This is a genomic window from Nanoarchaeota archaeon (assembly GCA_018897155.1).
Lineage (GTDB): Archaea > EX4484-52 > EX4484-52 > EX4484-52 > LFW-46 > LFW-46.
In genome coordinates, this window is record JAHILE010000049.1 from 1 (window position 1) to 4,047 (window position 4,047).

5 protein-coding genes are annotated in these 4,047 nt (G+C 42.1%); all 5 read right to left on the reverse strand.

Features of this window, described 5'->3' with window-relative positions; all coding sequences use genetic code 11:
• A partial coding sequence (locus KKB09_06775) for a putative DNA binding domain-containing protein (GenBank protein ID MBU4300892.1) occupies positions 1-900 on the reverse strand: 900 nt, incomplete at its 3' end.
• On the reverse strand, positions 893-1,114 hold the full coding sequence (locus tag KKB09_06780) for a hypothetical protein (protein MBU4300893.1): 222 nt from the start codon (positions 1,112-1,114) through the stop codon (positions 893-895). The genes KKB09_06780 and KKB09_06775, both read right to left, overlap by 8 nt.
• The gene (locus tag KKB09_06785) at positions 1,111-2,484 is read right to left on the reverse strand and encodes a helix-turn-helix domain-containing protein (GenBank protein MBU4300894.1); all 1,374 of its coding nucleotides are present in this window, start codon (positions 2,482-2,484) and stop codon (positions 1,111-1,113) included. Before KKB09_06785 ends, KKB09_06780 begins: the two co-directional genes overlap by 4 nt.
• A 1-nt stretch (position 2,485) precedes the next feature.
• Positions 2,486-2,743: a hypothetical protein gene (locus tag KKB09_06790; GenBank protein MBU4300895.1), complete on the reverse strand. Its 258-nt coding sequence runs from the start codon at positions 2,741-2,743 to the stop codon at positions 2,486-2,488.
• Positions 2,744-2,760: 17 nt separating this feature from the next.
• Positions 2,761-3,933 carry an SAM-dependent methyltransferase gene (locus KKB09_06795; protein MBU4300896.1) on the reverse strand — a complete coding sequence of 391 codons (1,173 nt, stop codon included), beginning with the start codon at positions 3,931-3,933 and terminating at the stop codon, positions 2,761-2,763.
• Between the last annotated feature and the right edge of the window lie 114 nt (positions 3,934-4,047).

Below are 4,047 nucleotides of genomic sequence, written 5' to 3' on the forward strand. Positions count from 1 at the left end.
CGAATGCATGAGAAGATTAACCAGCGCTTCCCTGATGGCGGTAGCCTGCGGCTGGTCCGTTGAGGCAAATCCGGCGCTTTTCAGCTGAAAGGGAATATCAATTTTCTTTAGCAGCCGTTCGATTATGCTAAAATAGAACCTGAACAGGTTTTCCTCTTCGCTAAGCCTATATGTGTATCGCGTAGAAGCATCAGAATAAGATGTCCCGGGTATTTCAAGATAATCTATCCGAAAGTCGGTGATGATTTTATTTATCTGCTCTTCTTTTCCGAAGAAGAGCAATCCGCCGACAGTAACTTTGCCGCTAATCAGGACATTAAGGCGTTTTAACAATTCTTCCGTATCAAGCTTATTGTACCTGTGATCCGGGTTGAAGTTTTTCATATATGTCCGGTAATCTTCAATTGTCTTCGGGTCAAGGTCCTTGAGCGTGTATGTTGTCAGCTCTTTGTCTTTTGAAGAGAATGCCTGTTCGCGAAACATTGCGTCTGTCTCTTCCTGCGTTGCTCTTTGGTCCCCGCTCCCTGTTCTTATGAATGTGTTTTTTGGGCTGTTGTAAAACACCGGCTTCTTCTCAGCAGCAGGTATGTAAAACGCGAGCACTTGTTTTTCATCAATTTTGTACTTTTTGCATTTAATGTCGATATTTTTATTGAATTTTTCGCCTCCTCTTAAAGTACATATAACGTCCTGCTCTATTTTTTCAGGATTTTCAACCCCTAACACGGAATAATTTTTCCCTTCTTTCTTAACCCCGAAAACGAGCCAGCCTCCTGCGGTATTTGAAAACGCTGAAACCGTCTCCCATGAATTTTTTGGAATCTCGGATTTTGCCTCTTTGACTTCAAAGTCCTCCCATTCTATGTCTCCAAACCTTTGAATTAATTCTTCTTTATTCATACGTTAAAACCAGTTCTTCTAAATTTTTATTTATTTCCTTATCCCGCTTTTTCGTTCGCTCTCTGCGCTTTAAACTTTGATGAATCGCCGTCATGTATCTTGATTTCCCATCCCGCCCAAACCCCTGCGCGCCCTTACTTTCAATCGCCGAAAGCTTCGTAATTAATCGCGAAGATAAGGCATTGAAAGGCTTGAAAATCCCGAGGATTTTCATGACTTAATCACTTCCCACCGCCCGCCTTTGTCGGGTCCGATTCTTCGGATTGCGCCGCTCTTCTTTAGGCGGTTTAAATGGAATTTCACGCCGTCTTCTGTTATTCCGGTTATTTGCGCAAGCTCTTTTCGCGTAATGAGCGGATTTTCCTTTATTGCATCCATAATCTTCTGGGTAGTTTTCTGGGTAGTTTTCTGGGTAGTTTTCTCCCCAGTGTCCTTTTCTTTCAATCCCTCAGCAGCGCCGATTTTTCTCCCGAACTCTTTAACCGATTGCCTTCTGAATGTCACAGTAAAAAATGTGGTGAACTCGAATTTGGGCTCAGGAAGCCCTGCGCCGGCCATTTCATCGCGCATTCTTGCGATTCCGCTTCCTGCTTTTTCCACAAGCCCCTGCATTTGCATTAATGAGAATATTAGCGGGTTTCGGGAGAGGCTTTTCTTGCCAAAATCGCGCTCTTTAATAATGAGGCCGCCGGGATTGGAAATCTCGACCCTATCGTCATAAATATCTATCATTATGACTGCCCCGCGCTCAGAATAATCCCTGTGGCAAATGGCATTAATTAGTGCCTCTTTAAGCGCTCTTTCAGGAATCTCCATTATTTCTTTTCTTGGCCCGAATCCTTCGAACTTGTATCCTACTTTAAGATGCTGACGAATAAACGATATTGTATTTTCATAGTTTGACAGCACATCTTTTCCAAAATCCTTTCTATCGATAATATGCGCTTTTGTAATTCCCTTATACAAAATGCAGGTTATTATCGCGTGAGGCAAAAACTTTGAGGCGTCTTTTGCAAAGAATAATATGCCGGCGTTCTTGAATTCATCGCCATCGCTCAACACGCCGATATTTTTTAGCAGATCTTTTTCAGGCAAGACTTTTGATATTTTAGCAGCCTTGAGAAAATTATTAAGCTTTGAATTATCCAGCTCGTCAAATGTAACGCCCGGACTTGTAATTTCTTCATAAAGCACTTTGCCGTGCTTTGAAAATAATTCTCTTATTTCGTCAACATTAAGCTTTTGGGATGTGGCTCCCTGCCTTAGATAGAATCCTTCTTTGCATTTATGCGGCTTGTTATTGCTTTCCGGAACATCAATAATTAATACGTTTTCAAAAGAAAAAACATTAATCTTTATTGGCGGATCGCAGTTCCTTGCTATGCTTTGAATTTCGGATTTTGCACTATTGTTTAAAGAAAAACCCTTGATACTCGTATCATCTCCAATCCCGATAAATAATTTTCCTCCTTCGGCATTGGCAAAAGCGACAATATCTTTATCCATGCCCGAAATAGTCTCTCTGAACTCGGTTTTGAAATCCTCTCCTTTTTGCAGGATAAAATCAAACTCTTTTTTGTCCATATTACTCATCTTTTTCTTTTTTGAATTTGACTTTCAAAAAATAAACTCCTTTTTCACGGCACTTTTTTGCTTCCAGGATTTTAATTTTGCCTAAAAAACGAGGGTCTTCGCAATAGCCATGTTTAGTCTGGCAGTTAATATTAAAAGATGCCTTTCCGGAGCATCCGGAACTCCAAAAAGAATCGAGATCATGTATGGTAATATCCTCCAGATTAAGGATAATATCCGCACCGTAAAGATGTTTGTCTTTGTTTTTCATTTGAACGCACCACAAAATCATATTTTAAACCCGATCGTTTTCAAATTCCTTTTTATTTCCTCATCAAGTTTTTTCCCGTCTTCCATCTGCCTTGTTAACTCTGCCGCAAGCTTCTTCATTTTCTCCTCAAACGGCTCGCCGTCGTCCTCGACTTCTTCTGCGCCGACATAGCGGCCCGGGGTTAGAATATGCCCGTGCTTCCTAATCTCATCAATCTTAACTGCCTTGCAGAATCCTGCAACATCTTCGTATTTTCCGCCTTCGCCGCGCCATGCGTGATAAACCGAGGAAATTTTCTTAACCTCTTTTTCGGTTAATTCCCTATGCCTCCTGTCAATCATTGCGCCCATCTTTCGCGCGTCAATAAAGAGAAATTCTCCTCTCCTGTCCCTGAATTTATGGTTTTTCTTGTCTCGCGCAACAAACCAGAGGCATGCAGGGATCATTGTATTATAGAACAGTTGCGAAGGCAGGGCGACCATACAATCAACCAAATCTTCCTCAACCATGTTTTTCCTTATCTCACCCTCGCCGGAAGTATTAGAACTCATTGAACCGTTAGCCAATACGAACCCCGCAATTCCAGTTGGTGCGAGATGATATATGAAATGCTGAACCCATGCAAAGTTGGCATTTCCTGCAGGCGGAATTCCAAACCGCCACCTCGCATCATCTCTTAGCAATTCACCTTTCCAGTCGCTGTCATTAAACGGCGGATTGGCAAGAATAAAGTCTGCTTTCAAATCCTTATGCTCGTCATTCAGAAAACTTCCTTCGTTATTCCATTTGACAAAAGTTGCTTCAAGTCCTCTTATGGCAAGATTCATTTTGCAAAGCCGCCAGGTTGTCTGGTTTGATTCCTGGCCGAAAATATGGATGTCGTCAAGCTTTCCCTGGTGCGCCTTGATGAATTTTTCGCTTTGTACAAACATACCGCCCGAACCGCAGCAAGGGTCAAATATCCTGCCTTTGTACGGCTCAATCATTTCAACAAGAAGGCTAACAATGCTTCTTGGCGTGTAGAACTGTCCGCCGCTTTTACCCTCGGCGTCCGCAAATCTTCCGATAAAATATTCATAGACTCTTCCAAGAATGTCCTTTGATCTGCTCTCGGCATCTCCAAGGCCGATAGTGCCTATCAAATCTATTAATTCACCCAATCTTTGTTTATCCAAGGCAGCACGTGTGATATCCCGTAATCATTTCCATCTTCTTTGATATATATTTCGCGCACATAATTTCGCCTCAAAACCAATCTTTAGCGGACTCAAACCAGACTCCAGGCCGCATTTTTCGTATAAACG